This window comes from Klenkia terrae, from assembly GCF_037083865.1.
Lineage (GTDB): Bacteria > Actinomycetota > Actinomycetes > Mycobacteriales > Geodermatophilaceae > Klenkia > Klenkia terrae.
Genome location: NZ_JBAPLV010000001.1, coordinates 369,160 through 392,440, shown reverse-complemented (window position 1 = coordinate 392,440; position 23,281 = coordinate 369,160). Strand labels below are relative to the sequence as shown.

General features: G+C 75.1%; 20 protein-coding genes. 8 read left to right on the top strand and 12 right to left on the bottom strand.

What is annotated here, in order from left to right; genetic code table 11:
- Positions 1 to 46: 46 nt before the first annotated feature.
- The 5 genes from meaB to UXQ13_RS01930 all read right to left on the bottom strand — a co-directional run bounded on the left by meaB (position 47) and on the right by UXQ13_RS01930 (position 7,545).
- Complete coding sequence (gene meaB, locus UXQ13_RS01950) at positions 47 to 1,018, bottom strand: methylmalonyl Co-A mutase-associated GTPase MeaB (protein WP_336391729.1); 972 nt, start codon at positions 1,016 to 1,018, stop codon at positions 47 to 49.
- Positions 1,018 to 3,222: a methylmalonyl-CoA mutase gene (scpA, locus tag UXQ13_RS01945; RefSeq protein ID WP_336391728.1), complete on the bottom strand. Its 2,205-nt coding sequence runs from the start codon at positions 3,220 to 3,222 to the stop codon at positions 1,018 to 1,020. The genes meaB and scpA overlap by 1 nt, the downstream gene beginning before the upstream one ends.
- On the bottom strand, positions 3,219 to 5,099 hold the full coding sequence (locus UXQ13_RS01940) for a methylmalonyl-CoA mutase subunit beta (RefSeq protein ID WP_336391727.1): 1,881 nt from the start codon (positions 5,097 to 5,099) through the stop codon (positions 3,219 to 3,221). The genes scpA and UXQ13_RS01940 overlap by 4 nt, the downstream gene beginning before the upstream one ends.
- Before the next feature lie 104 nt (positions 5,100 to 5,203).
- The gene (locus tag UXQ13_RS01935) at positions 5,204 to 6,403 is read right to left on the bottom strand and encodes an amidohydrolase (protein ID WP_336391726.1); all 1,200 of its coding nucleotides are present in this window, start codon (positions 6,401 to 6,403) and stop codon (positions 5,204 to 5,206) included.
- Entirely contained in the window at positions 6,400 to 7,545 is a 1,146-nt protein-coding gene (locus UXQ13_RS01930; RefSeq protein ID WP_336391725.1) for a glutamate--cysteine ligase, read from the bottom strand. The genes UXQ13_RS01935 and UXQ13_RS01930 overlap by 4 nt, the downstream gene beginning before the upstream one ends.
- Before the next feature lie 66 nt (positions 7,546 to 7,611).
- On the opposite strand from UXQ13_RS01930, the gene UXQ13_RS01925 reads away from it, so the two are divergent.
- From UXQ13_RS01925 to UXQ13_RS01915, 3 genes are read left to right on the top strand one after another with little or no spacing between them, the layout of a single operon-like run.
- Positions 7,612 to 8,427 (top strand): purine-nucleoside phosphorylase, encoded by an 816-nt coding sequence (locus UXQ13_RS01925; protein ID WP_336391724.1) that lies wholly within the window; start codon positions 7,612 to 7,614, stop codon positions 8,425 to 8,427.
- Entirely contained in the window at positions 8,424 to 9,248 is an 825-nt protein-coding gene (locus UXQ13_RS01920) for an NAD-dependent epimerase/dehydratase family protein (RefSeq protein ID WP_336391723.1), read from the top strand. Before UXQ13_RS01925 ends, UXQ13_RS01920 begins: the two co-directional genes overlap by 4 nt.
- Positions 9,245 to 10,867 carry a phospho-sugar mutase gene (locus UXQ13_RS01915; protein ID WP_336391722.1) on the top strand — a complete coding sequence of 541 codons (1,623 nt, stop codon included), beginning with the start codon at positions 9,245 to 9,247 and terminating at the stop codon, positions 10,865 to 10,867. Before UXQ13_RS01920 ends, UXQ13_RS01915 begins: the two co-directional genes overlap by 4 nt.
- Positions 10,868 to 10,877: 10 nt before the next feature.
- Here the strand turns inward: UXQ13_RS01915 and UXQ13_RS01910 are convergent, their stop codons facing one another.
- Genes UXQ13_RS01910 through upp form a run of 4 tightly spaced genes read right to left on the bottom strand, consistent with a single transcriptional unit; the run spans position 10,878 to position 13,280 of the window.
- A complete protein-coding gene (locus UXQ13_RS01910; RefSeq protein WP_336391721.1) occupies positions 10,878 to 11,351 on the bottom strand; it encodes a DUF805 domain-containing protein in 474 nt (157 codons plus the stop codon).
- On the bottom strand, positions 11,339 to 11,761 hold the full coding sequence (locus tag UXQ13_RS01905; RefSeq protein WP_336391720.1) for a DUF805 domain-containing protein: 423 nt from the start codon (positions 11,759 to 11,761) through the stop codon (positions 11,339 to 11,341). The genes UXQ13_RS01910 and UXQ13_RS01905 overlap by 13 nt, the downstream gene beginning before the upstream one ends.
- Positions 11,761 to 12,657, bottom strand: coding sequence for a Gfo/Idh/MocA family protein (locus UXQ13_RS01900; RefSeq protein WP_336391719.1), 897 nt, complete (start codon positions 12,655 to 12,657; stop codon positions 11,761 to 11,763). Before UXQ13_RS01900 ends, UXQ13_RS01905 begins: the two co-directional genes overlap by 1 nt.
- On the bottom strand, positions 12,657 to 13,280 hold the full coding sequence (gene upp, locus UXQ13_RS01895) for a uracil phosphoribosyltransferase (protein ID WP_225234628.1): 624 nt from the start codon (positions 13,278 to 13,280) through the stop codon (positions 12,657 to 12,659). Before upp ends, UXQ13_RS01900 begins: the two co-directional genes overlap by 1 nt.
- 58 nt (positions 13,281 to 13,338) lie before the next feature.
- Here upp and deoC point away from each other — a divergent pair, with 58 nt between their 5' ends.
- The 3 genes from deoC to UXQ13_RS01880 are packed head-to-tail and all read left to right on the top strand — an operon-like array spanning position 13,339 to position 16,639.
- On the top strand, positions 13,339 to 14,337 hold the full coding sequence (deoC, locus tag UXQ13_RS01890; protein WP_336391718.1) for a deoxyribose-phosphate aldolase: 999 nt from the start codon (positions 13,339 to 13,341) through the stop codon (positions 14,335 to 14,337).
- Positions 14,337 to 15,773 carry an aldehyde dehydrogenase family protein gene (locus tag UXQ13_RS01885; protein WP_336391717.1) on the top strand — a complete coding sequence of 479 codons (1,437 nt, stop codon included), beginning with the start codon at positions 14,337 to 14,339 and terminating at the stop codon, positions 15,771 to 15,773. Before deoC ends, UXQ13_RS01885 begins: the two co-directional genes overlap by 1 nt.
- Complete coding sequence (locus UXQ13_RS01880; protein WP_336391716.1) at positions 15,773 to 16,639, top strand: aldehyde dehydrogenase family protein; 867 nt, start codon at positions 15,773 to 15,775, stop codon at positions 16,637 to 16,639. Before UXQ13_RS01885 ends, UXQ13_RS01880 begins: the two co-directional genes overlap by 1 nt.
- Before the next feature lie 7 nt (positions 16,640 to 16,646).
- On the opposite strand, the gene UXQ13_RS01875 is transcribed toward UXQ13_RS01880, so the two are convergent.
- Positions 16,647 to 17,171 carry a TetR/AcrR family transcriptional regulator gene (locus UXQ13_RS01875; RefSeq protein WP_336391715.1) on the bottom strand — a complete coding sequence of 175 codons (525 nt, stop codon included), beginning with the start codon at positions 17,169 to 17,171 and terminating at the stop codon, positions 16,647 to 16,649.
- A gap of 55 nt (positions 17,172 to 17,226) precedes the next feature.
- On the opposite strand from UXQ13_RS01875, the gene UXQ13_RS01870 reads away from it, so the two are divergent.
- Together UXQ13_RS01870 and UXQ13_RS01865 are read left to right on the top strand one after the other, a co-directional pair.
- On the top strand, positions 17,227 to 18,777 hold the full coding sequence (locus tag UXQ13_RS01870) for an MFS transporter (RefSeq protein ID WP_336391714.1): 1,551 nt from the start codon (positions 17,227 to 17,229) through the stop codon (positions 18,775 to 18,777).
- Positions 18,778 to 18,805: 28 nt separating this feature from the next.
- The gene (locus UXQ13_RS01865) at positions 18,806 to 20,173 is read left to right on the top strand and encodes a hypothetical protein (protein WP_336391713.1); all 1,368 of its coding nucleotides are present in this window, start codon (positions 18,806 to 18,808) and stop codon (positions 20,171 to 20,173) included.
- Positions 20,174 to 20,389: 216 nt separating this feature from the next.
- Here the strand turns inward: UXQ13_RS01865 and UXQ13_RS01860 are convergent, their stop codons facing one another.
- Positions 20,390 to 21,979, bottom strand: coding sequence for a DEAD/DEAH box helicase (locus tag UXQ13_RS01860; RefSeq protein WP_336391712.1), 1,590 nt, complete (start codon positions 21,977 to 21,979; stop codon positions 20,390 to 20,392).
- A gap of 228 nt (positions 21,980 to 22,207) precedes the next feature.
- Complete coding sequence (locus UXQ13_RS01855) at positions 22,208 to 23,266, bottom strand: adenosine deaminase (RefSeq protein ID WP_336391711.1); 1,059 nt, start codon at positions 23,264 to 23,266, stop codon at positions 22,208 to 22,210.
- Positions 23,267 to 23,281: the final 15 nt, after the last annotated feature.

Sequence of the window (23,281 nt, the reverse complement as noted above, 5' to 3'; positions counted from 1 at the left end):
CGGGGTTCCCCTCCAGTGTCCCCGGTCCGGAGCCCGACGTCCGGCGTCAGGGGGTCGGGTCGGCCAGGAACGTCGCCAACAGGTCCCGCGCCGCCAGCGCCGGCGTGAGCTCCCCGGCCAGCACCTGCCGCTCCAGCTCCCCCACCGACGCCAGGACGGCGGGGTGCTCGCGCAGCCGGGCGTCCAGGCCGTCGCGCACCAGCTGCCAGGTCCACCGCACCTGCTGCGCCTGCCGCCGCCGCTCGAACTCCCCCGACGCGCGTAGCCGCTCCTCGTGCGCGACCAGCTGCGCCCACACCTCGGCCAGACCCTCCCCGGTGAGCCCGGCGCAGGTCAGCACCGGCACGTCCCAGTCGGACGCGCCGCGCAGCATCCGGATCGCCCCGGCCAGCTCGCGGGCCGCCGTCCGGGCGTCGCCGGCGGACGGGCCGTCGGCCTTGTTGACCGCGATGACGTCGGCGATCTCCAGGATCCCCCGCTTGATGCCCTGCAACGAGTCCCCGGTGCGGGCCAGCGTGAGGAACAGGAAGGTGTCCACCATCTCGGCGACGGTGGTCTCGCTCTGCCCCACCCCGACGGTCTCCACCAGCACCACGTCGTAGCCGGCGGCCTCCACGACCACCATCGACTCCCGGGTGGCCTGGGCGACCCCGCCCAGCGTGCCGGCGGTCGGCGAGGGCCGGATGAACGCCGCGGGATCCACCGACAGCCGGGCCATCCGCGTCTTGTCGCCCAGGATCGAGCCCCCCGACCGGGCGGACGAAGGGTCCACCGCCAGCACCGCCACCTTCGACCCCTGAGCCGTCAGGTCGATGCCGAGCTGGTCGATGAAGGTCGACTTGCCGACCCCGGGAACCCCGCTGATCCCCACCCGGCGGGCACCACCGGCGTGCGGCAGCAGCTCGACCAGCAGCTCCTGCGCACGCTCCCGGTGGTCGGGCCGCCGGGACTCCACCAGCGTGATGGCCCGGGCCACCGACCGCCGGTCGGCAGCCAGCACCCCTTCGGCGAGCTCCATCAGTGACCGAGGCGGGACGACAGCTCGCGCAGCAGCTCCTGCGCCGCCTGCGCGATCACCGTCCCGGGCGGGAACACCGCCGCCGCCCCCATCTCGCGCAGCGTCGGCACGTCGTCGGGCGGGATCACCCCGCCGACCACGATCAGCACGTCCTCGGCGCCCAGCTCGGCGAGGGCATCGCGCAGCGCCGGCACCAGGGTCAGGTGGCCCGCAGCCAGCGAGGAGACCCCGACGACGTGCACGTCGGCCTCCACCGCCTGCCGGGCGACCTCCTCCGGCGTCTGGAACAGCGGCCCCACGTCCACGTCGAAGCCCAGGTCGGCGAACGCCGTGGCGATCACCTTCTGGCCGCGGTCGTGGCCGTCCTGGCCCATCTTGGCCACCAGGATCCGCGGACGACGTCCCTCGGCCTCGGCGAAGGCCGCGGTCAGCCGGCGGGTCTCCTCCACCGGACCACCCTCCCCTGCCTCCTCGCGGTACACCCCGGAGATCGTGCGCACCTGCCCGGCGTGCCGGCCGTAGACCTCCTCGAGGGCGTCGGAGATCTCCCCGACCGTCGCCTTCGCCCGTGCGGCGTCCACCGCGAGGGCCAGGAGGTTCATCTCCAGCTCCTGCCCCCGCGTGCCGTCCGCGGCGGCCCGGGCGGCCTCGGTCAGCTTCCGCAGCGCCGCCTCGCACGCCGCGGTGTCCCGCTCCTCGCGCAGCTCCCGCAGCCGCTGCACCTGCTGGGCCAGCACGTCGGCGTTGTCCACCCGCAGCACCTCGATGGCCTCGTCGGCCTCGACGCGGTACTTGTTCACCCCGATCACCGGCTGCCGGCCGGAGTCGATCCGCGCCTGAGTGCGGGCGGCGGCCTCCTCGATGCGCAGCTTGGGGATGCCGTCGCTGATCGCCTGCGCCATCCCGCCGTGCGCCGCGACCTCCTCGATGTGCGCCCACGCCTTGCGGGCGAGGTCGGCGGTCAGCTTCTCCACGTAGGCCGACCCGCCCCAGGGGTCGATGACCCGGGTCGTGCCCGACTCCTGCTGCAGCAGCAGCTGGGTGTTGCGGGCGATCCGGGCGGAGAAGTCGGTCGGCAGCGCCAGCGCCTCGTCCAGGGCGTTGGTGTGCAGCGACTGCGTGTGCCCCTGGGTGGCGGCCATCGCCTCCACGCAGGTGCGGACGACGTTGTTGTAGACGTCCTGCGCGGTCAGCGACCAGCCCGAGGTCTGCGAGTGCGTGCGCAGCGACAGCGACTTCGGGTTGGTCGCGCCCTCCCGCTCGACGAGCTTCGCCCAGAGCAGCCGGCCGGCCCGCAGCTTCGCGACCTCCATGAAGAAGTTCATCCCGATGCCCCAGAAGAAGCTCAGCCGCGGGGCGAACGTGTCGACGTCCATCCCGGCGTCCCGGCCGGCCTTCAGGTACTCCACGCCGTCGGCGAGGGTGTAGGCCAGCTCCAGGTCGGCCGTCGCCCCGGCCTCCTGGATGTGGTAGCCGGAGATCGAGATCGAGTTGAAGCGCGGCATCCTCTGCGACGTGTAGGCGAAGATGTCGCTGATCACCTGCATCGAGGGCCCCGGGGGGTAGATGTAGGTGTTGCGGACCATGAACTCCTTGAGGATGTCGTTCTGGATGGTCCCGGAGAGCTGCTCCGGCGCCACCCCCTGCTCCTCGGCCGCCACGATGTACAGCGCCAGCACCGGCAGCACGGCGCCGTTCATGGTCATCGACACGCTCATCCGGTCCAGCGGGATGCCGTCGAAGAGCTGCCGCATGTCGTAGATCGAGTCGATCGCCACCCCCGCCATGCCGACGTCGCCGGGCACCCGCGGGTGGTCGGAGTCGTAGCCGCGGTGGGTGGGCAGGTCGAAGGCGACCGACAGGCCCTTCTGCCCGGCCGCCAGGTTGCGCCGGTAGAACGCGTTGGACGCCGCGGCGGTGGAGAACCCGGCGTACTGCCGGACCGTCCACGGCTGGGTGGTGTACATCGTCGGGTAGGGCCCGCGGCCGAACGGCGGCAGCCCGGGCAGCCCGTCCAGGTGGTCCAGCCCGGCCAGGTCGTCGGCCGTCAGCAGCGGCGGGACGGCGATGCCCTCGGGCGTCTCCCAGGTCGCCTCCCCCACCGACCGGCCGGTGCGCTGCGCGAACTCCGCGGCCCACGCGGCGGCCGGTGCGGGGTCGGTGGTGCCCAGCTCGAGGGACCCGAAGTCGGGGATGCCGCTCATGCCCGTGCTCCCAGCAGCTCGTCGAGGGTGGTGGTCAGGACGTCGACGGCGTCGCAGCCGGCGAACACGTAGCCGTCGACGCCGTCGACGGCGAGGTCGGGCTTTCCGGCCAACCAGACCCGTTGCGCACCGGCCGCCCGCAGCTCGGCGGCCAGGTCCGCAGCGCCGGCGTAGTCGCGGTCGGCGCCGCAGATGCAGGCGACCGTGGCCCCGTCGAGGTCCGCGGCCCCGTCGCCGGACGGCGTGGCGAGGCCCCCGGCCTGGAACAGGTTGGTCGCGAACGACAGCCGTGCGGTGTGCGCGGCGGGCTTGCCGAGCGTCGCCAGGTAGACCGCCGGCCGGTCACCGGGTGCATCGGACCGGTCGCGCAGCTGCTCGAAGGCCTGCGCGGCCCGCACCCGCGGCAGCCCGCCGGGCCCCGGCGGGAGGGCCTCCCCCGCCGGCCGGCGCTCGGGCAGCTTCTCCGCCAGGTTGGGGAACTCGCTCACCCCGGTGATCGGGTCCCGGCGGGTGGCCAACCGACGGGACCGGTCGGCCCAGGCGGCGGCGACCCGGTCCCGGACCAGGCCGGAGGCCAGCGCCGCGGCGTACCCGCCGGCCCGCTCGAGCTCGGTGAACCAGTCCCAGGCGGCGTGCGCGAGGGCGTCGGTCAGCGACTCCACGTACCAGGACCCACCGGCCGGGTCGAGCACCCGACCCAGGTGGCTCTCCTCGGTGAGCAGCGCCTGCGTGTTGCGGGCGATCCGGCGGGCGAACGCGTCGGGCAGGCCCAGCGCGGCGTCGAAGGGCTGCACCGTGACGGCGTCGGCGCCGCCCACACCCGCGGCGAAGCAGGCCACGGTGGTGCGCAGCATGTTCACCCACGGGTCCCGCGCGGTCGTCATCACCGAGGACGTGACGGCGTGCTGCCGCATGCCCCGCACCTGCGCCGGGACGCCGGCCGCCTCGCCCACCCGGTCCCACAGCCGGCGCGCCGCCCGCAGCGTCGCGATGGTGGTGAACTGGTCGGCGGTGGCGGCGAAGCGGAACTCCAGCTGCTGCGCGGCCTCGGCCACCGACAGGCCCTGCTCGGTCAGCGCGCGCAGGTAGGCCACGCCCGCCGAGAGCGCGCAGCCCAGCTCCTCGACCGCGGTCGCACCGGCGTCGTGCACGACCGTGGCGTCGACGACGACGGTGCGCAGGTCGCCGTGCTCGGCGGCCCGGCGGGCGAACCCGGCCAGCCCGGACAGGTCCTGCTCCTCGCCCGAGGCGGCCTGGACGCCCAGCGGGTCCAGGCCGAGGTTGCCGCCGGGCGCCAGCTCGTGCCCGGCGACGAGGTCCAGGAAGGCCTCCGCCGCGGCGGGGCCGCCCTGCAGGGTCACCGGCGCCAGGTCCAGCAGCACGTCGGCCAGCACCTCGCCCAGCGCGTCGACCGGGACGCCGCCCTCGCCGAGCACGAGCCACAACGACGTGACGCCGTGCTCCAGGTCGGCCCCGATCGCGTCCCTCGTCGTCCCCACGTCGGGGTCGGCGTGCCGCTGCCGGACGTCCCAGCCGGCCGGGGTGCTGGTGGCGGCCTGCCCGTCGGCGGCCGCCGGGGCCGGGCGGACCACGCGGGACCCGCGCACGAACGGCGGCAGACCGGGGGCGCCGGTGCCGGGGAGGTCGGCGGTGTCGGCCGCGGTGTAGAGCGGCCGCACGGAGACGCCGGTGGCCACCGTGCTGCGCAGCGCCTCCTCGACCGGCTCGGGCAGGTCCTCGCGGCCGGCCTTGCGCAGCACCCCGGCGACCAGGTCGCGCCACTGGTCGAGGGTGGGCTGCGGGAAGTCGGCGGCCAGGGCCAGCTCGTCGGGCGGCGCGACCGGCTCGGTCGTCGCGTCGGGGGTGGGGTGGCTCATCGTCGAATCACCGTTCTCCTGCTGTGTGCAACGCCGGGGTGGGCGTCGCCGATGTGTCTACCGGACGCCACCGACGACGGCGCCCGGACCGGCTGTCGCGACCGTCACACCGTCCCGGCGCGGGAGGGGGCTGCGGCGTCCGCGGCCAGGGAGTGCAGGGCGGTCCGGGCCATCAGCCGGACGCCGACGCCGATCGCCCGCTCGTCGACGTCGAACGTGCCGCGGTGCAGGTCGAGCGGGTCGCCGCCGCCGTGGGTGCCCAGCCGGGCCAGCGCGATGGGCAGCCGCTCGGCGAACCAGCCGAAGTCCTCCCCGCCCATGCTCTGCGGGGACAGCACCACGCCCTCGCCGCCGACGGTCTCGATCGCCGCCGACCGCAGCAGGGCCACCCCGCGCGGGTCGTTGACCACCGGGGGCACGCCGCGCACGTACTCGACCGCGACCGTCGCCCCGGAGTCCTCGCCCACCCGGTGGACCAGGCGGCGGACGAGCCCCTCGGCTGCGTCCCAGACCTCGCGGTCCAGCACCCGCACGGTGCCGCGCAGCGACCCGGTCTCCGGGATGGCGTTGGCCGCGACGCCGGCGCCCACCGCGCCCCAGACCAGGGACATCGCCGCGCGCGGGTCGACCTGTCGACCCAGCAGGCCGGGCACCTCGGTGACCACCCGGGCCAGGGCGTGCACCAGGTCGACGGTCAGCTGCGGCCGGGCGGTGTGCCCGCCGGGGCCGGTCAGGGTGACCTCGAGCCGGTCGCAGGCGGCGGTGATCGAGCCGGTGCGCAGGCCCACCCGGCCGACCGGGACCGAGGGGTCGCAGTGCAGGGCGAAGGCCCGGGTCGCGCCGTCCAGCGCCCCGGACTCGAGCACCTGCAGCGCGCCGCCGGGCACCTGCTCCTCGGCGGGCTGGAACACCGCCCGCACGGTGCCCGGCAGGTCGCCCTGCGCGGCCAGCGCCCGGGCGACCCCGAGCAGGACGGTGGTGTGCACGTCGTGCCCGCAGGCGTGGCACAGCCCCGCGCGGGTGGAGGCGTAGGGCACGTCCTTGAGGTCGGGCAGCGGCAGCGCGTCGATGTCGGCCCGCAGCACCGTGACCGGCCCCCCGGAACCGATGTCGCACACCAGACCGGTTCCCCCGGGCAGCCGCTGCGGGGTCAGCCCGGCTCGGCGCAGCTGGCGCTCCAGGTACGCGGTGGTCTCGTGCTCGGCGAACCCCAGCTCGGGGTGCGCGTGCAGGTGTCGACGGGTGGCGACCAGCTCGTCGGTGTGGGTGTCGACCCAGCGGTCGACGGCGTCGGCGGCGCTCACGCAGGCGCCGTCGGCAGGCCGTCCACCAGCTCGGCCAGCAGGCTGTCCACCACCGGCTCCAGCCGCCCGTCGTGGGCCGCGGCCACCGCACGCTGGCGCTGGTAGGAGCCGCCGACCTCCAGGATCCGCAGCACGTCGTGCAGCTCGTCCAGGCAGTCCAGCTTCTTGGCCGTCGGGGTGAGCTGGTCGACCAGGTCGCGCAGGGCCTCCCGGACCGGCTGCACGGTGCCGCGGTCGTCGACGATGATCTCGGCGTCCAGGCCGTAGCGGGCCGCCCGCCACTTGTTCTCCCGCAGCACCCAGCTCGCCGGCACCGGCAGCGTGTAGCCGCGGTCGATCTCGCGGTCGAACTGCTCGACCAGGCACTGGCTGAGCGCGGCGACCGCGCCGATCTCGTCGAGGGTGGGCAGCCCGTCGCAGATCCGCAGCTCGACGGTGCCGAAGTCCGGGTGCGGGCGGATGTCCCACCACACCTCGCGGACGCTCTCGATGGCGTGCGTGGAGATCAGCGTCTCCATGTAGCGCTCGAAGCCGTCCCAGCCCGACAGCTGGTAGGGCAGCCCCGCCGTGGGCATGCCCTCGAACACCTTGGACCGGGCGCTGGCCAGGCCGGTGTCGGCACCCACCCAGTACGGCGAGGACGCCGACAGCGCCAGGAAGTGCGGCACGTACTGGGTCAGCGCGTTGACGATCGGGATGATCTTGTCCGGCGAGCGGACGCCGACGTGCACGTGGACGCCGAAGATCTGCAGCCGGCGGGCCAGCCACTGCATCTTCTCGATGAGCTGCTCGTAGCGCTCCTTCGGGCTGATCTGCTGGGTCTGCCAGTCGGTGATCGGGTGCGTGCCCGCGCACATCACGCCCAGCCCCCGCCGGTCGGCCGCCGCGACGACCTCGGCCAGCGTGCCGGCGAGGTCGGCCTTGGCCTCGGCCACCGTGCCGCAGATACCGGTGATGATCTCGATCGTCGACTGCAGGAGCTCGTGCTTGGCCTTGGGGTGCTCGTCGGCGTCGTCGGGCTTGAGCTCGGCGAGGATCTCGGTGGCACCGGAGGTGAGCTGACGCGTCTCGCGGTCGATGAGCTGCAGCTCCCACTCGACCCCCAGGCTCGCGCGCTCCGACGAGGTGAAGGGGATCTGCACCGGGCGAGTGTAGGAGCGCCGCGGACAGCGGGCCTGCTGTCGGTCCCCTCCGCTAGCGTGCCGGGGGTGAGCCAGCCGACCGAGACCTCCCCCACCGACCCCGCCGCCCTGGCCGCCCGCGCCGCCGAGGACCTCGTCGCCGCGCTCGGCGAGGGCCACGACACCGCCGTCGTCATGGGGTCGGGCTGGGCACCCGCCGCCGACGCGTTCGGCGAGATCCTGGCCAGCGTCGGCATCGGCGAGCTGCCCGGGTTCGCCGCGCCGACCGTGCAGGGGCACGGCGGGGAGATCCGCTCGGTCGTCGTCGGCGACCACAGGGTGCTGCTGTTCCTCGGCCGCACCCACCTGTACGAGGGCCGCGGGGTCGAGCCGGTCGTGCACGGCATCCGGACGGCGGCCGCCGCCGGGGTGCGCACCGTGCTGCTGACCAACGCCGCCGGCGGGCTCTCCCCGCAGCACGCCGTGGGCCAGGCGGTGCTGATCAGCGACCACCTGAACCTCACCGCCCGCTCGCCGCTGGTCGGCGCCCGGTTCGTCGACCTCACCGACCTCTACTCCCCCCGGCTGCGCGAGCTGGCCCGCCAGATCGACCCGTCCCTGGTCGAGGGCGTCTACGCCGCCCTCCCGGGCCCGCACTTCGAGACCCCCGCCGAGATCCGCATGCTGACCACCCTCGGCGCCGACCTGGTCGGCATGAGCACCGCGCTGGAGGCCATCGCCGCCCGCGCCGAGGGCCTGGAGGTCTTCGGCCTGTCGATGGTCACCAACGCCGCGGCGGGGATGACCGGCCAGCCGCTGGACCACCACGAGGTCCTCGCCGCCGGCCAGGCCGCGGCCACCCGGCTGGGTGCCTTCCTCATCGACCTGATCGGCCGCTCGTGACCGGCCCCGTGCTGGTCACCGGCGCGGCCGGCTACATCGGCCGGTTGCTGCGTGCCGGGCTGCCCGAGCGCGGGCACGCGGTCCGCAGCCTGGACGTCGTCCCGATCACCGACCCGCGCCCGGGCGAGGAGCACCTGGTCGCCGACGCCACCGACCTGGCCGCGGTCACCGCCGCCGCACAGGGCGCCGGCGCCCTGGTGCACATGGCCGGCATCGCCACCGAGTCCTCCTGGGCGGCGATCAGCCACGCCAACATCCAGGGCACCTACGTCGCGCTGGAGGCCGCCCGGTTGGCCGGCGTGCCGCGGGTCGTGCTGGCCAGCAGCAACCACGCCACCGGGATGTCCCCGCGGTCGGAGAACGCGCAGACCGACGCGCAGCCCCGGCCGGACACCTACTACGGGGTGTCCAAGGTGACCATGGAGGCGTTGGGCTCCCTCTACGTCGACCGGTACGGCCTGGACGTCGTCTGCCTGCGCATCGGCTCGGCCCTGCCGGAGCCGATGGCCCCGCGCCACCTGTCCACCTGGCTGTCCCCCACCGACACCGTCGGCCTGGTGGACGCGGCCCTCACCGCACCCTCCCCCGGCTTCGCCGTGGTCTGGGGCGTGTCGGCCAACACCCGCGGCTGGTGGGACCTGACCAGCGCCCGGGCGCTGGGCTACGACCCGGTGGACGACGCCGAGTCCTACGCCGCGGCCATCACCGCCGCGCACGGCGAGCCGACCCCGGGCACCGTGGAGTTCGACCGGGTCGGCGGTGAGTACGCCGGACCCGACTTCGCCGTGGACGCGGTCGCGGCCCGGGCCCAGCAGGCATGACCGTGGTCGACCGGGCGGCCGTCCAGGACTGGATCGCGGCCGACCCGCACCCCGGTGACGCCGCCGAGCTGCAGGACCTGCTGGACGCCGGCGAGTCCCCCGACGCCGCAGCCGAGCTCGCCGCCCGGTTCGCCGGGCCGCTGACCTTCGGCACCGCCGGCCTGCGCGGTCCGCTGCGGGCCGGCCCGGGCGGGATGAACGCCGCCGTGGTCGCCCGCGCCGCCGCCGGGCTGGGCCGGTACCTGGCCGACCAGGGGCGCGGCGGGCAGGGCGTGGTGGTCGGCTACGACGGCCGGCACCGCTCCGACGAGTTCGCCCGGGTCACCGCCGAGGTGCTCAGCGGCGCCGGGTTCGCCGTCCAGGTGCTGCCGCGCCCGCTGCCCACGCCGGTGCTGTCCTTCGCCGTCCGCCACCTGGGCGCGGTCGCCGGTGTCATGGTCACCGCCAGCCACAACCCGCCGCAGGACAACGGCTACAAGGTCTACCTCGGCGACGGCGCGCAGCTGGTGCCCCCGGCCGACCGGGAGATCGAGGCCGCGATCGCGGCCGTCGGACCCGCGCGCGACCTGCCCCGGGCCGACGACTGGCAGACCCTCGGCGACGACGTCGAGGCCGACTACGTCGCCGCCGTCGTGGCCGCGGTGCAGCCCGAGCGGGTCCCCGGCCGCGGGGACCTGACCATCGCCTGCACCGCGATGCACGGCGTCGGGACGGCGACCACCCGCGCCGTCTTCCGCGCCGCCGGGTTTGCCGAGCTGCACGCGGTGCCCGAGCAGGAGCACCCGGACGCCGACTTCCCGACCGTGGCCTTCCCGAACCCGGAGGAGCCCGGCGCGGTGGACCTGCTGGTCGCCCTCGCCGAGCGGGTCGGCGCCGACGTCGCGCTGGCCGAGGACCCCGACGCCGACCGCTGCTCGGTGGTCTGCGGTGGCCGGCAGCTGACCGGCGACGAGGTCGGGACGCTGCTCGGTGACTGGCTGCTCCGCCGCGGCGTCGCGGGCACCTACGCCCGCTCCCTGGTCAGCGGGTCGCTGCTGGGCGAGGTGGCCGCCGCGCACGGCCAGCCCACCGAGGAGACCCCGACCGGGTTCAAGTGGATCATCCGGGCCGGCACGCCGGCGGCGCCGCTGGTCTTCGGATACGAGGAGGCGCTGGGCTACGCGGTCGCCCCGCAGGTGGCCCGGGACAAGGACGGCATCTCCGCCTCGCTCGCCGTCGCCCTGCTGGCCGCCGAGCTCGCCGCCGACGGGCGCACCCTGCTCGACCGGCTCGACGAGCTGGCCGCCGAGCACGGCCTGCACGCCACCGGTCAGCTGTCGGTGCGGGTGACCGACCTGTCGCTGATCACCGACGCGATGGCCCGGCTGCGCGCCGCGCCGCCCACCGAGCTGCTCGGCCGGCCGGTGGCGGCGCAGGACCTGCTCCCCGACGTCGACGGCGTGCGGCTGACCGGGGACGGCGTCCGCGTGGTGGTCCGGCCCAGCGGCACCGAGCCCAAGCTCAAGGCCTACCTGCAGTCCGTCGTCGAGGTGGCCGACGGTGTCGACGCCGCCCGCGCGCAGGGCACGGCCGACCTGGCGCGCCTGCGCTCGGAGATGTCGACCGCCCTCGGGCTGTGACCGCCCGGGGTCAGCGCCAGTCCGACGGCGGGTAGTCCGGCGCCCGGTCCGCCGGACCGGGGACCCACGGCTGGTCCGGGGCGACGGCGGGCCCGGCCACGGCCGGCCCGGTCGTCGGCGGGCCGTACCGGTTGGCGACGGGCTGGCCGGGCACGAAGCCGCAGATGCCCAGCAGCGCCAGCTGCCCGAACAGCGGGACGGCGTTGAGCAGCAGCCACCAGGCCGACCGGCCCAGGTCGTGCAGCCGCGCGGACTGGGAGCTCAGCGTCGGCAGGATCGTCAGGTAGCCGATGACGGTGGTCGCCCCGCCCAGCTCGAGCACCGTCTCGCGGCCCTCGGCGACCGCCATCAGGTTGGTGTCGCCGAAGGACAGGTCGACGCCGACGGCCAGGATGGTCAGGAGGGTGGTCGGCAGCACGTAGTGCAGCCAGAACACCCGGCGGTCGATGCGGCCCCGCCGCACGTACCAGTTCACGAACTCCACGACGCCCCCTCCGACCCGGTCCCCGGTGGACGACCGTACTGGTTGGCACCCGAGGTGCCCCGCAGGAAGCCCACGGTCACGACGAGCACGAGCCAGCCGACCAGGGGCACGAGGAACCACAGCAGCCAGAGCGCCGAGTGGTCCCGGTCGTGCAGCCGGCAGACCAGCGCGCCGACGTTCGGGACCAGCAGCAGCAGGCCGGTCACCGCGGTGACCGGTCCACCGGTGTCCGGGAAGGGCCACAGCACGTCGAACCCGTCGTCCCCGCGGACCTGCGGGAAGGCGTCGGGGAACCAGGTCCGGTCCACCCAGGTCGTGAGCAGGCCGAGCAGCACGAACGCCACCACGTAACCCAGCCACCACCGCTGCCGCGGGATGCGGCCGCGCGGCAGGTACCAGGACCCGGCCATCAGACCTGCTGCCGCGCCCCCGCGGCGATGGCCGCCTCGGCGGCGGCCAGCACCCGGACCTGCTCGGCGCCGTACGCCGCGTCGCACGGGTGCGCCCCGCCGGTCAGCGCGGCCGCCTGCAGCTCGGTGACCGCCACCGCGTGCGCCAGGTGGGCCGTGCGGCCCTCCTCGGGCAGCAGCACCAGGCGACCGGCGTCGCCGTGCACCCAGAACTCCTCGCCGGCCGACAGCGGGGAGGCCGTCGCCGAGAGCGTGAGCGTGCTGGTCTGCCCGGCCTCGTGCTCCAGGATCACGTTCACGGTGCCGTCGGCGGCCCGGCTGCCCTGCGCGGCGACCACCGGCCCCAGCACGGGGGTGAGCAGCGAGAGGGCGTGCGGGCCCAGGTCCCACAGCGGTGCGCCGGGCTCGGCCCGCCACTGCGACCCGCGGAACGGGCTGTCGGCGGCGAAGGTGCTGGCCAGCCAGGTCACCGCGCCGCCCACCAGCGTGGAGCGGGAGGCCTGCTCGAGCCAGGTGGTCGCCGACGTCCGGAAGCGGTAGGTCAGGAAGACCACCGAGGCGACCCCGGCCGCCGCGGTGGCCGCGGCGACCCGGTCGGCGTCGGCGACCGCCATCGCGACCGGCTTCTCCAGCAGCAGGTGGCAGCCGGCCTCGGCGGCCCGCACAGCGAGGTCGGGCTGCACGGACGGCGGCACCGAGATGCTCACGGCGTCCACGTCGGCCAGCAGCGCGTCCAGGTCGTCGGTGCCGCGGACGTCGTACCGCGCGGCGGCGGCCTGCGCCTTGCCGGCGTCCCGGCCCCAGATGCCCACGAGCTCGGCGTCGGGGTGCTCGGCCAGCGACGCGGCGTGCACCTCGGTGGCCCAGAACCCGCTGCCCAGGACGGCGAAGCGCATCAGACGGCGCCGAACTGGCGGTCGCCGGCGTCGCCCAGGCCCGGGACGATGTAGGCGTTGTCGTTGAGCTCGACGTCGACGCTGGCGGTGAAGACCCGCAGCGGCAGCCCGGACTCCTCGAGCCGGGTGAGGCCCTCGGGGGCGGCCAGCGCGCACAGCACGGTGATCGAGGTGCAGCCGCGCGCGGTGAGCAGCGAGCAGCAGTGCACCAGCGAGCCGCCGGTGGCCAGCATCGGGTCCAGCACGAACACCTCGCGGCCGACCAGCGACTCCGGCAGCGACGCCATGTAGGCCTCGGGCTCGAAGGTGACCTCGTTGCGGGCCAGCCCGACGAAGCCCATCTGGGACTCCGGCAGCAGGGAGTGCGCCGTGTCGGCCATGCCGAGACCGGCCCGGAGCACCGGGACGATGAGCGGGGGCGCGGCGAGGCGGTAGCCGGTCGTCGTGGTCACCGGGGTGGTGATCTCGTACTCCTCCACCGCCAGCTCACGGGTGGCCTCGAAGACCAGCAACTCGGTGAGGTCCCGCAGCGCGGCGCGGAACGCGGCGTTGTCGGTGCGCTCGTCGCGCATCCGGGTCAGTCGGGCGCGGGCGATCGGGTGGTCGACGACGGTCAGCTGCACGGCGGTCACCGTAGCGGCAGGCAGCTGTCCTGTCGGCGGCATCGGGGATGATGGCGGCATGACGCACGTGCTGGACCCCACCGCGCTCGGCGACGTCCCGGGGCCACCGCCCCGGGGGGCCCCCGACGCGTTCGCCGACGTCACCCGGTCCGACGCCGCCTTCCGCGCCTTCCTGCACGGCCTGCCGGGCGTGGACCAGGTCGGCGCCGAGGCCCGGGCCGCCCAGCTGGGCACCCGCTCGATCAAGACGACGGCGAAGGCCTGGGCCATCGACACCGCCATCTCGATGGTCGACCTGACCACGCTGGAGGGCGCCGACACCCCGGGCAAGGTGCGCTCGCTGGCCGCCAAGGCCCGCCGTCCCGACCCGACCGACCCCGGCTGCCCCGCCGTGGCCGCGGTCTGCGTCTACGGCGACCTGGCCGGGGTGGCGTCCGACGCCCTGGCCGGCACCGGCATCCACACCGCCGCCGTGGCCACCGCCTTCCCGTCGGGCCGGGCCAGCCGGGAGGTCAAGCTCGCCGACGTCCGGGACGCCGTGGCCAACGGCGCCGACGAGATCGACATGGTCATCGACCGCGGCGCGTTCCTGTCCGGCCGCTACCTCGACGTGTTCGAGGAGGTCGTGGCGGTCAAGGAGGCCTGCGGGTCCGCGCACCTGAAGGTGATCCTGGAGACCGGCGAGCTGCGCACCTACGACGCCGTCCGCCGGGCCTCGTGGCTGGCGATGCTGGCCGGCGGGGACTTCATCAAGACCTCCACCGGCAAGATCTCCCCCGCCGCGACCCTGCCGGTCTGCCTGGTGATGCTCGAGGCGGTGCGCGACTTCCGCGCCGCGACCGGCGTGCAGATCGGCGTCAAGCCCGCCGGCGGCATCAAGACCACCAAGGACGCCGTCAAGCACCTGGTGATGATCAACGAGGTGGTCGGGGAGGACTGGCTGTCCCCCGACTGGTTCCGGTTCGGCGCCTCCAGCCTGCTCAACGACCTGCTCCTGCAGCGCCAGAAGCTCCGCACCGGCCACTACTCCGGCCCCGACCACGTGAGCGTCGACTGATGAGCCTCTTCGAGTACGCCCCCGCCCCCGAGTCCCGCTCGATCGTGGACCTTCAGCCCAGCTACGGCCTGTTCGTCGACGGCGAGTTCACCCCCGGCCAGGGCACCCCCCTGAAGACGGTCAACCCGGCGACCGAGGAGGTGCTCAGCGAGATCGCGGTGGGCACCGACGCCGACGTCGACCGCGCCGTCCGGGCCGCCCGCCGGGCGTTCACCCGGGTCTGGGGCCCGATGCGCCCGGCCGACCGCGGCAAGTACCTGTTCCGGATCGCCCGCCTGCTGCAGGAGCGCGCCCGGGAGTTCGCGGTCCTGGAGACCCTGGACAACGGCAAGCCGATCACCGAGTCCCGCGACGTCGACGTGCCCCTGGCCGCGGCGCACTTCTTCTACCACGCAGGGTGGGCCGACAAGCTCGACCACGTGGGCCTGGGCGCCGCCCCCCGCCCGCACGGCGTGGCCGGCCAGGTCATCCCGTGGAACTTCCCGCTGATGATGCTGGCCTGGAAGGTGGCCCCGGCCCTGGCGGCGGGCAACACCGTCGTCCTCAAGCCGGCCGAGACCACCCCGCTGACCGCGCTGCTGTTCGCGGAGATCTGCCAGCAGGCCGACCTGCCCCCGGGCGTGGTCAACATCGTGACCGGCGCCGGCGACACCGGCCGGGCGGTCGTCGAGCACCCCGACGTGGACAAGGTCGCCTTCACCGGCTCGACCGAGGTGGGCAAGCAGATCGCCCGCGCCGTCGCCGGGACGCAGAAGGTGCTGACCCTGGAGCTCGGCGGCAAGGCGGCGAACATCGTCTTCGACGACGCACCGGTCGACCAGGCCGTCGAGGGCATCGTCCGCGGCATCTTCTTCAACCAGGGCCACGTCTGCTGCGCGGGGTCCCGGCTGCTGGTGCAGGAGTCGGTGCACGACGAGGTCATCGCCTCGCTGCAGCGCCGGATCGGCACGCTGCGGGTCGGCGACCCGCTGGACAAGAACACCGACATCGGCGCGATCAACTCCGCCGAGCAGCTGGCCCGGATCCGGGAGCTGGTCGACATCGGCGAGGCCGAGGGCGCGCACCCCTGGCAGCCCGCCGGCGAGCTGCCCGACCGCGGCTTCTGGTTCAAGCCGACCGTCTTCACCGACGTCTCCCCCGCGCACCGCATCGCCCGCGACGAGGTGTTCGGCCCCGTGCTGTCGGTGCTGACCTTCCGGACGCCGGACGAGGCGGTCGCCAAGGCCAACAACTCCACCTACGGGCTGTCGGCCGGCATCTGGTCGGAGAAGGGTTCGCGGATCCTGTCGATCGCCAACCAGCTGCGGGCCGGCGTGGTGTGGGCCAACACGTTCAACCAGTTCGACCCGACGTCGCCCTTCGGTGGCTACAAGCAGTCCGGCTACGGACGCGAGGGCGGCCGTCTGGGCCTGCGCGCGTACCTGAAGGAGTCCTGATGCCCGAGCGCCTCGAGGTCCGCAAGACCTACAAGCTCTACCTGGGCGGGAAGTTCCCCCGCTCGGAGTCCGGCCGCACCTACGAGGTCACCGACGGCCGCGGCCGGTTCCTGGCCAACGCCGCGTGGGCCTCGCGCAAGGACGCCCGGGACGCCGTCGTGGCCGCCCGCGGCGCCTTCGCCGGCTGGTCGGCCGCCACCGCCTACAACCGCGGCCAGGTGCTCTACCGGGTCGCCGAGGTGATGGAGGGCCGCGCCGCCCAGTTCGCCGAGGAGGTCGCGGCCGGCGAGGGCCTGTCGGCCGCCAAGGCCCGGGCCGCCGTGGACGCCGCGGTCGACCGCTGGGTCTGGTACGCCGGGTGGACCGACAAGCTGGCCTCGGTGCTCGGCGGCACCAACCCGGTCGCCGGCCCGTTCTTCGACTTCTCGGTGCCCGAGCCCTCGGGTGTGGTCGCCGTCCTGGCGCCGCAGCGCTCGTCGCTGCTCGGCCTGGTCAGCGTGCTGGCCCCGGTGCTGGCCACCGGCTGCACCGCCGTGGTGGTCAGCTCGCACGACCGCCCGCTGCCGGCGATCACGCTGTCGGAGGTGCTGGCCACGTCCGACGTGCCCGGCGGGGTGGCCAACCTGCTCACCGGGGACGCCGGCGAGATCGGCCCCTGGCTGGCCGAGCACGACGACGTCGACGGCATCGACCTGGCCGGCAGCACCGGGACGGCGGCCATGGAGCTGGAGCGCTCGGCGGCCGGCAGCCTCAAGCGGGTGCTGCGCGCCCCGTCCGAGGAGCCGGACTGGACCGCCGACCCCGGCCTGTCCCGGATGACCCCGTTCCTGGAGACCAAGACGGTGTGGCACCCGATCGGCGTGTGACCGGCGGTCAGGGGCGGGCGAGGCGTTCGAGCACCGCGACCAGCTCCGAGTCGTCGGCGGCGCCGGGCAGCCCGGTGAGGCCCTCCAGGTAGAGGCCGTCGCCGACCAGCCGGACCAGCCGGGCCACCACGGGGTCGGCGATGAGCTCCTCGAGGGCCGCCGTCCAGCCCCGCTCGACGTCGGCGATGGCCCGGCGGGCACTGGGCTGACCGGTGCCGGCCAGCCCCAGCAGGGCCTGGTAGGTGCGGGACAGCCCGGCCGCCACGTCCTCGTTCGCCGTCCGGACCCAGTAGGCGACCGGGCCCTCGGGTGCCGCCCGCAGCCGCTCGACGTCCTCGGCGGCACGCGACCGCAGCCGGTCGGCCAGGCCGTCGACCAGCGCGTCCTTGCTCGGGAAGTGGTAGAGCAACCCGCCCTTGGACACCGCGCCGGCCTCGGCCACCGCGTCGAGGGTGACGGTGGCCCCGGCCCCCTCGACCAGCAGGGTCTCGTAGGCGTCCAGCACGCGGTCGCGGTTCGACGGTCTGGCCATGGTCGATTACTGTACCGTCTGGACGGTACGAACCACACCGACTGATCGAGGGACCATGAGCACCACCCCGACCGCCGCGGCGGTCGACGCCAGCACCCCCCGGGCCGGACGACGGGAGTGGACGGGCCTGCTCGTCCTGATGCTCCCGGTCCTGCTCGTGTCCGTGGACGGCACGGTGCTGACCTTCGCCGTCCCGTCCATCACCCGCGCACTGGTGCCCACCGGCACCGAGCTGCTGTGGGCGGTCGACGTCTACCCGCTGGTGCTGGCCGGCCTGCTGATCACCGCGGGCACCCTGGGCGACCGGTTCGGCCGGCGCCGCATGCTGCTGATCGGCGCCGCCGGGTTCGGCATCGCCTCCGTGCTGGCCGCCTACGCCCCCGACGTCCGGTGGCTGATCGCCGCCCGCGCCCTGCAGGGCCTGTTCGGCGCCGCGCTCATGCCCTCCACCCTGTCGCTGCTGCGCAACCTGTTCCTGGACCGGCAGCAGCGCCGCCTGGCCATCGCGGTGTGGGCGGCCGGCTTCTCCGGCGGCGCCGCCCTGGGCCCGATCCTGGGCGGCTGGCTGCTGGAGCACTTCTGGTGGGGCTCGGTCTTCCTGGTCAACGTCCCCGTGCTCGCCCTGCTGCTGGTGGTCGGCCCCGTCCTGCTGCCCGAGAGCCGCGACCCCTCCCCCGGCCGGCTCGACCCGGTCAGCGTCGGGCTGTCGCTGTCGACGATGCTGCCGGTGGTCTACGCGATCAAGACCCTCGCCGCCGGCTCCGCGCCGCTGGCCGGGGTCGCCGCCGGGGTGGTCGGCGTGGCCAGCGGTGTCGCGTTCGTCCGGCGCCAGCTCACCGGCCCCGACCCGCTGATGGACCTGCGGCTCTTCCGCTCCCGGGTGGTCAGCGCGGCGATCAGCGCCAACCTGCTCAGCATCGCCGCGCTGACCGGGCTGCTGCTGCTCACCTCGCAGTACCTGCAGCTCGTGCTCGACGTCAGCCCGCTGGACGCCGGCCTGCTCCTGGTGCCCGGCCTCGTCGCCTCGGTGCTGGCCGGGCTAGCCGCCGTCCCGCTGGCGAAGGTCGCCCCGGTGCGCTGGCTGGTGGTGGCCGGTCTGCTGCTGGGTGCTGCGGGCTACGTCGTCGCCACCCGGCTGGGGCCCGACTCCGGCGTCGCGCTGGTGGTCGTGGCGTTCGGCCTGGTCGCCGCCGGCGCCGGGCTGTCCGAGACGCTGACCAACGACGCCATCCTCACCGCCGCGCCGGCCGAGCGCGCCGGCCAGGCCAGCGCCGTGAGCGAGACCGCGTACGAGCTCGGCACCGGTCTGGGCGTCGCGGTGCTGGGCAGCGTCCTGGGCGCGGTCTACACCGCCCGGCTCGTGCTGCCCGAGGGTCTGGACGCCGGCCAGCGGGCCGCAGCCAGCACGCTGGGCGGCGCCGTGGACGTCGCCGAGGGCCTGCCCGGCGGCACCGCGACCGCGGTGGCCGACAGCGCGCGGGCCGCGTTCAGCGCCGGCATGGACGTCGCGGCCGGCATCGGCGTGGCCGTGATGGTCGCCGCCGCGGTCCTCGTCGCCACCGTCTGGCGGGAGCGCTCCGTGCCTGCGGTGGACCCGCAGGGCTGATCCCAGCCGGACACGGCAGGATGTGCCCGTGGCCAGGCCCAGCATCGTCCCCATCGCCCTCACCCTCGACGACCGCACGGGCTACACCCTGTGGGCACCGCCGTGGGAGGAGGACGGCGAGGAGTGGCAGGCGTTCCTCGGCGGCACCGAGGGCGACACCTCCGTGGTGCACCTGTTCCCCTCCCCCGCGGCGCTGGCGGCGTTCTGCCGCACCCGCACCGACCACGACCTGGCCGACCACCCCGTGTGGCCGGTCGTGGCTGGGCTCGACGCCGCCGACGTCACCCCCGACGACGACCACCGGTACGACCTGGACGGCGTCTACGACGTCATGGCCGAGAACCCCGACCGCTGGGCCGTCGAGGAGCTCGCCGCGACGTTCGAGATCGTCGGCCGGCTGGCCGAGGTCTGCGACACCGCCCCGGACGAGGACGACGAGGACGACGACGACGAGGACGAGGACGAGGACGACACCGCCTTCGAGTCCGTCGCCGAGCTGATGGCCAAGCCCGAGGTCGCCATGCTCGGCCTGGGCATCGACGCCTTCGTCGGCCGGGCCGGCGAGGACGCCTGGATCCGCCTCGGCGGCGCCGTCGACGAGCTCTGGGAGGACGTCGTCGAGGAGCTCGACGAACACCTGGACTGGACCGGCGCGGGCACCACCGAGCTCGACGCGTACCCCTCGGCCAGCGAGTCGGCCGCCGTCGAGCCGGCCGGGGACGACGAGGACAGCGACGAGGACGACGACATCGAGGTGGTCGAGGGCGACACCGCCGCGGCCACCCCCACCAGCGCGATCAGCAGCGGCAGCCGGGTCGCGGTGGACCCCGCCGCGGTGGCCGCCGCGGCCGGGTTCTGGGAGGGCGTCGGCATCCTGCCCGTCGAGGTCGTCGTCCCCGAGGGCGCCGGGCTCACCCTGCGCTGCTACGTCGAGGACGACTCCCGCTTCCTGGGCGCCGACCGCGAGGTCTACCTGTTCGGCACCCCGGCGGAGCTGCGGGCCTTCGTCCGCGGCGACGAGGACCACGACCTGACCGAGGTCGCCTCCTGGCCCGAGGTGGCCGACACCGACACGCTGCCGCTGCCGGTGGACCAGGACCGCTACGACCTGGTCGAGGTGGCCGAGGTGCTCGCCGAGGTCGCCGACGGCGCCGCCGGGCTGGTCGACCACAGCGTGCTCGTGCAGCCCCTGGAGGGCGTCCGGGACCTGGCCGAGTACGCCCGGCTCGAGCGCGTCGACGCGCTGCTGGCCCCGGGCACCCCGCTGGGCCAGGCCGCCGCCCGCGCGGAGGCCACCCCCGGTGCGGCGCTGCGGGCCGAGGACGCCGCCGTGCTGACCGGTCCCTGGGACGAGCTGGTCCGCGAGATCAGCACCGCCCTGGTCTTCCGCGACTGAAGAAGGACCCGGGGAGCAGCCTCCCCGGGGGCGGGACCCGTGGCCGCGGCGGCCATGCCGCCCGGCGGCTGTTGATCATCGTCAGGTGCAGGGGTGGCACGCCGTCGGACGGCGCGTCCGGCCTGCAGATGACGATGATCAACCCCCTGCAGGAGGCCCACGACGACCGACGGCCGGTCCCCCCGTGGGGGGACCGGCCGTCAGCGGTGGATCAGCTCAGAACGAGCGGGCCGGGCGCGGCGGGCGCCCACCGGCGCCGCCGCCCTGGGGACGCGAGCCCCCGGGACGCCGGTCGCCGTAGGAGGGCCGGTCACCCGACGGGCGGGCGGGACGGTCCCCGTAGGCGGGGCGGTCCGAGCGGACCGGGCGGTCGCCGTAGGCGGGGCGCTCGGTGCGCTCGCCGTAGGCGGGCCGGTCACCGGCCGGGCGGGCCGGACGGTCGCCGAAGGAGCGGGCCGGGCGGTCGCCGTCCCGACGCGGGGGACGACGGTCGCCGTCCCGGCGCGGGCGGCCGCTGCCCTGGCCACCCCGCGAGGGGCGGACGGGGCGCTCGACCGGCTCCACGTGGACGCCGGAGGCGACCAGCTCGGCGATCGGGGCGTCACCCGGACGGATCCGGGAGACGTCGGTGTTGATGGCGGCCTGGCGGAACCGGCGCTTGGCCTGGCCCACCTGGTCGGGCAGCAGCAGCGACACGACGACACCCGCGGCACCGGCGCGCGCGGTGCGGCCGGAGCGGTGCAGGTAGGTCTTGTGGTCGGCCGGCGGGTCGTAGTGCACGACCAGCGAGACGTCGTCGACGTGGATGCCGCGGGCGGCGACGTCGGTGGCGACCAGGACCGGCGAGCGGGCGTCGGTGAACGCCTCGAGCGCGCGGCGGCGGGCCGACTGCGGCAGACCACCGTGGATCGGCTCGGCCTTGATGCCGACCTGCTGCAGGTTGTCGGCGAGCCGGTCGGCGCCGTGCTGGGTGCGCACGAAGATGATCGTGCGGCCCGGGCGGGCGGCGAGCTGCTCGGTGACCTTGAGGCGGTCCGGGAAGGACACGCTGTAGGCGCGGTGCTCGGCCGGCGGGGCGGCGTCGGCCGCGGTGACGACCGAGTGGCGCGCCGGGTCCTTGAGGTAGCGACGGACCAGGCTGTCGACCTCGCCGTCCAGGGTGGCCGAGAAGAGCAGGCGCTGGCCGTCGGAGCGGGTCTGGTCGAGCAGCTCCTTCACCACGGGCAGGAAGCCCAGGTCGGACATGAAGTCCGCCTCGTCGATGATCGAGATCTCGACGTCGGTGAGCGAGCACTCGCCCTGGTTGATCAGGTCCTGCAGGCGGCCCGGCGTCGCGATGACGACGTCGACGCCGCGGCGCAGCTGCTGGATCTGGCGGTACATCGAGGCGCCGCCGTAGACCGCGGCGAGCTGCACGCCGTTGGACTGGCCCAGCGGGGCCAGCGCGTCGTGCACCTGCTGCGCGAGCTCACGGGTCGGCACGAGGACCAGCCCGCGCGGGGCGCGGCGGCCCTGCTGGACGTCCTGGCCGAGGCGGTGCAGCAGCGGCAGGCCGAAGGCGAGGGTCTTGCCCGAGCCGGTGGCTGCCTTGCCGAGGACGTCGCGGCCGGCCATGGCGTCGGGCAGGGCCGACGTCTGGATGGCGAAGGGGTGCTTGATGCCCTTGCGCTCCAGGGCGGTGACCAGCTGCTGCTGGAGACCGAGCTGGGCGAACGAGGGGCCGGTGGGCTCCGGGGCGGTCTCGACGGCCTCGGGGGCGTCGGTGGGAACGGTGGTGCTGGTGTCGACAGTGTCGAACGAGGACAAGCGGGGACTCCGATGCGTATCGGGCGCGTCCCGTGATGTAGTGCCGGGCCCGCCTGGGGGGCGGGACTCACTGGGCGACCCCAGGATGCGTCTGCGGTGACGCGGGAGGTCTGCACGGATGCGCTCTACCCCGGGCAGAACCGCCCGGGAGGTGTGGCCGGCGAACGCCGACTCGCCCAGGTTAGCAGCGATCCGGGCTCCGGCATTCCCGCGGACCCGTGGGGGTGATCACCCCGGCAGTGCGGCGTACCCCTCGCGCACGCGCGCCAGCAGGCGGGCGCGGTCGGCCTCGTCCAGGAAGGCGGCGGCCACGGCGCGCTCGGTCACCGTCTGCACGTCGTCCCGGGTCCAGCCGTGCGCCTGGACGACGGCGGCGAACTCGCTGCTCACCGACACCCCGCTCATCAGGCGGTTGTCGGTGTTCAGGGTGACGGCGAACCCGAGGCGGTGCAGCCGGCCGACGGGGTGTCGGGCCAGCGAGGAGTAGGCGCCGGTCTGCACGTTGGACGACGGCGCGACCTCGAGCGTCACCTGCTCGTCGAGCACGCGCTGGGCGAGCGGGCCGAGCGGACCGCCGTCCTCGGGCACCTCGTCGGCGATCCGGACGCCGTGCCCCAGCCGCTCCGCGCGGGCGCCGTCCAGGGCACCCCGGATGCTCTCGACCCCGTCCGCCTCGCCGGCGTGGATGGTGCGGTGGGCGCCGGCGGCGTCCAGGGCGGCGATGGCCGAGGGGTGCCGGTCGGCGGGGAACCCGATCTCCGGGCCGGCCAGGTCGAACCCGACGACGCCGGCGTCGCGGTAGCGGACGACGAGGCCGGCCACCTCGTCCCACCGGTCGGCCTGGCGCATGGCGCACAGCAGCGCACCGACGCCGATCGTGCCGGCCTCCCGGGCACCGGCGGCGTAGCCGTCGAGCATCGCCTCGACGGCGGCCTCGATCGGCATCGCGGTGAGCAGCTCGGGGGCCATCCGGACCTCGGCGTGCACGACGCCGTCGGCAGCCAGGTCCAGCGCGCACTCCCGGGCCACCCGCTGCACGGCCTCGGGGGTCTGCATGACGGCGACCGTGTGCGCGAACGTCTCCAGGTAGCGGACCAGCGAGCCGGAGTCGGCGGCCTGGCGGAACCAGGCCCCCAGGGACTCCGCGTCGTCGGCCGGCAGGCCGGTGTAGCCGATCGCGTCGGCCAGCTCCAGCACCGTCTGCGGCCGGAGCCCGCCGTCCAGGTGGTCGTGCAGCAGCACCTTGGGGGCGCGGACGAGGGTCTCCTGGGTCAGCGGTGCGGGCATCCCCGGGACGCTACC

Coding starts and splice junctions, on each gene's coding strand:
- meaB (WP_336391729.1), bottom strand. CDS start 1,018: ATGGAGCTCGCCGAAGGGGTGCTGGCTGCCGACCGGCGGTCGGTGGCC.
- scpA (WP_336391728.1), bottom strand. CDS start 3,222: ATGAGCGGCATCCCCGACTTCGGGTCCCTCGAGCTGGGCACCACCGAC.
- UXQ13_RS01940 (WP_336391727.1), bottom strand. CDS start 5,099: ATGAGCCACCCCACCCCCGACGCGACGACCGAGCCGGTCGCGCCGCCC.
- UXQ13_RS01915 (WP_336391722.1), top strand. CDS start 9,245: ATGACCGTGGTCGACCGGGCGGCCGTCCAGGACTGGATCGCGGCCGAC.
- UXQ13_RS01905 (WP_336391720.1), bottom strand. CDS start 11,761: ATGGCCGGGTCCTGGTACCTGCCGCGCGGCCGCATCCCGCGGCAGCGG.
- UXQ13_RS01900 (WP_336391719.1), bottom strand. CDS start 12,657: ATGCGCTTCGCCGTCCTGGGCAGCGGGTTCTGGGCCACCGAGGTGCAC.
- deoC (WP_336391718.1), top strand. CDS start 13,339: ATGACGCACGTGCTGGACCCCACCGCGCTCGGCGACGTCCCGGGGCCA.
- UXQ13_RS01885 (WP_336391717.1), top strand. CDS start 14,337: ATGAGCCTCTTCGAGTACGCCCCCGCCCCCGAGTCCCGCTCGATCGTG.
- UXQ13_RS01880 (WP_336391716.1), top strand. CDS start 15,773: ATGCCCGAGCGCCTCGAGGTCCGCAAGACCTACAAGCTCTACCTGGGC.
- UXQ13_RS01875 (WP_336391715.1), bottom strand. CDS start 17,171: ATGGCCAGACCGTCGAACCGCGACCGCGTGCTGGACGCCTACGAGACC.
- UXQ13_RS01870 (WP_336391714.1), top strand. CDS start 17,227: ATGAGCACCACCCCGACCGCCGCGGCGGTCGACGCCAGCACCCCCCGG.
- UXQ13_RS01855 (WP_336391711.1), bottom strand. CDS start 23,266: ATGCCCGCACCGCTGACCCAGGAGACCCTCGTCCGCGCCCCCAAGGTG.